Here is a 2,498-nt window from a genome sequence, read left to right as displayed (position 1 = left end):
TTTTGAAAGAGTTAATCTCAGCCACTCTGTCGGTGGTGAGTCAACGCTGCTATACGGAATGAAGCTACAGAACTTTAATATCACAACTGATATTACTGCTACGCCAATAGATTAAAGCTGGCGCTTACATTTTCTTGCCTTAATAAGGATGGCATTGCGATAATGCTTTCGAAGTCGCTATAATCGCGGCTTCATTTCTTTTTGGTTTCCCTTATGGAACTCCGTTCTATTTTAAATCTCTTGTCGGATGGTGAATTCCATTCAGGGTCGGACCTTGGTCGTACTTTGGGTGTAAGCCGAACTGCAGTGTGGAAAGCGTTAGGTCAATTGGAGGAGTTGCGTTTACCCTTGGAGTCAGTAAAAGGGCGCGGCTATCGTTTGTTGCGACCGCTTGATCTATTGTGTGGTAAATCTATTCAGTCGTATATGGCAGCTCAAGCTGTCGAAAATATCTCTATTGAGGTGCTTTTAAGTACCGATTCAACAAATACTCACTTATTGGAAAAGCAACTCGAAGGAAATTTATACGAGAGTTGCTTGGCAGAATATCAGACGGCCGGAAAAGGTCGTCGTGGCCGAAAATGGGTTAGTCCTTTTGCGAGAAATATTTATCTTAGTATTGCTTTTAATCTTGATGGTGGGGCAGAAGCTCTATCGGGGCTAAGTTTGGTGGTTGGTTTGTCTGTTGTGAAGACGCTAGCATCACTTGGTGTTAGTGGCGTTGAGTTAAAGTGGCCGAATGATGTTTGGTTAAGTGGAAGAAAGTTAGCAGGTATTTTGGTTGAGTTGCATGGAGAGGCGACAACGAGTTGGCGGGTTGTGGTTGGTCTGGGTTTGAATGTTGATATGAAGCCTGAGGATGCGGAAGTGATTGAGCAGGCTTGGTCAGCTTTGTCCGAAGTATCGGATATTGGTCGGAATGAGCTAGCTGGCAACTTATTGAGTGGTTTGTATTGTGACTTAGAGCGTTTTAAGTTGGGTGGCTTTAAGGATTTTTTGTCGGATTGGAACAAATTTGATGCTTTAGCGGGTAAAGTGGTTGAAATCAACAGTGGTGCAATAGTTGGTATTGCGCGAGGAGTTGACTTATCTGGCGCGCTCTTATTAGAGGTTGATGGAGCACTATCTGCGGTTAACGCAGGTGAGGTGTCGGTGAGGTTAGGCTGATGCTTCTATTAGATTGCGGCAACACACGGATCAAGTGGTGTTTAGCTGAAAATAATAAAATCATAAGGTCGGGAGAGGAGTTGTTGTCGGCGCTTGATCCTGCTTTGCTGGCAGCAGAGTTGGGTGGCATGTCATTTAATAGGGTGCTGGTAGCATCTGTTAGGGTGTCTGAAGTACTAGATAGTCTGCTTGACGCGCTCCAGCGTATGGTGGATGTTAAGATTTATGCGATTTCTCATGATGATATGAGCGGGCAGCAATTTGCTTACGATGAGGTGAAAAGGTTGGGGGTTGATCGCTGCCTGGTAATATCAGCCGTGCGCGATCTGTATCAAGGCGCTTGTATGGTAATCGATAGCGGTAGTGCCTTGACGGCCGACTTGATTGACGGAGATGGACGGCATATTGGTGGCTATATTTTTCCAGGTTGCAAAATGTTGCAGGATTCGCTTGTGGCGGGGACATCGAAAATTGTATTAGATGATGATGTGCAGTGTGGATTATCTCCAGGCAGGAATACTGAGCAGTGTGTTGTTAATGGTGTTCATATTATGGTGAGTCAAACTATAAGCTACTTAGAGTCACAGTGTCAGGGCTATGGTATTAACAAGGTAATACTTACGGGTGGTGATGCTAAATATATCGCCGGATTTATCGTGGGGGCTTACGAATTGAGGCCTGTATTGGTCTTTGAGGGGATGGCTGGGCTGTTCGGATCTAGGCTTGAGGGGGAGCTACACTAATGAAGTGGGTGTTTATAGCGTTATTGGTTGTGAATGTAGGTCTGGTTGCTTTTCAGTGGGTGAAGCATCGAGAGCAGGGTGTGAGTCCAGAATTTCAGGAAAATAAGGCAGTAAAACGTATAGTATTGTTGTCGGATATTTCATCGTCGGGTGGCGATAAACAGGCAATAGCGAGGCGTTGTGAGTTGCTGGGGCCTTTTGATAATAGGGCTGAGTTGGAATTGGAAAAAAAGAGAGTGCTTCCGGGGACTGGTGAGGTTCAGATTGTAGGTCAAACTCTTGATAAGGCGCCCTCTTATTGGGTGTATATCGCGAAGAAAGATGTTGTTGAAGATCTAGAGCAAAGATTGCTTGAGATTAAGGTCGACACGTATAAGATTTCTTCAGGAGAATTAAGTGGGGCTTATTCTTTAGGGGTGTTTGAAAATATAGATTTGGCGCGCGGGTTAGCAAAAAAAGTAAAGAAAAGTGGTATGGCGCCAAGCATTTTCGAGAAAAAGAAGTCTGAAACGAGTTTTTGGTTGGAGTACGGGCTTGATTATGCTGCTGAAAACCAAGAGAAAATAGACGAAATTGCTGCATTGTTAT

Annotated in this window: 3 protein-coding genes; all 3 read left to right on the top strand. The window is 44.5% G+C overall.

Annotated elements, in window-relative coordinates; genetic code table 11:
* The first annotated feature begins 213 nt into the window (after positions 1-213).
* Positions 214-1,167 carry a bifunctional biotin--[acetyl-CoA-carboxylase] ligase/biotin operon repressor BirA gene (gene birA, locus A3761_RS09865; protein ID WP_068553513.1) on the top strand — a complete coding sequence of 318 codons (954 nt, stop codon included), beginning with the start codon at positions 214-216 and terminating at the stop codon, positions 1,165-1,167.
* Positions 1,167-1,910, top strand: coding sequence for a type III pantothenate kinase (locus A3761_RS09860; protein WP_068553512.1), 744 nt, complete (start codon positions 1,167-1,169; stop codon positions 1,908-1,910). Before birA ends, A3761_RS09860 begins: the two co-directional genes overlap by 1 nt.
* Positions 1,910-2,498 (top strand): hypothetical protein (locus tag A3761_RS09855; protein WP_068750164.1); only part of this gene is annotated, 589 nt, incomplete at its 3' end. The genes A3761_RS09860 and A3761_RS09855, both read left to right, overlap by 1 nt.

It is taken from the genome of Oleiphilus sp. HI0123 (genome assembly GCF_001635315.1).
The sequence above is the reverse complement of the archived record's forward strand: the minus strand, read 5'-3'. Positions and strand labels throughout refer to the sequence as shown.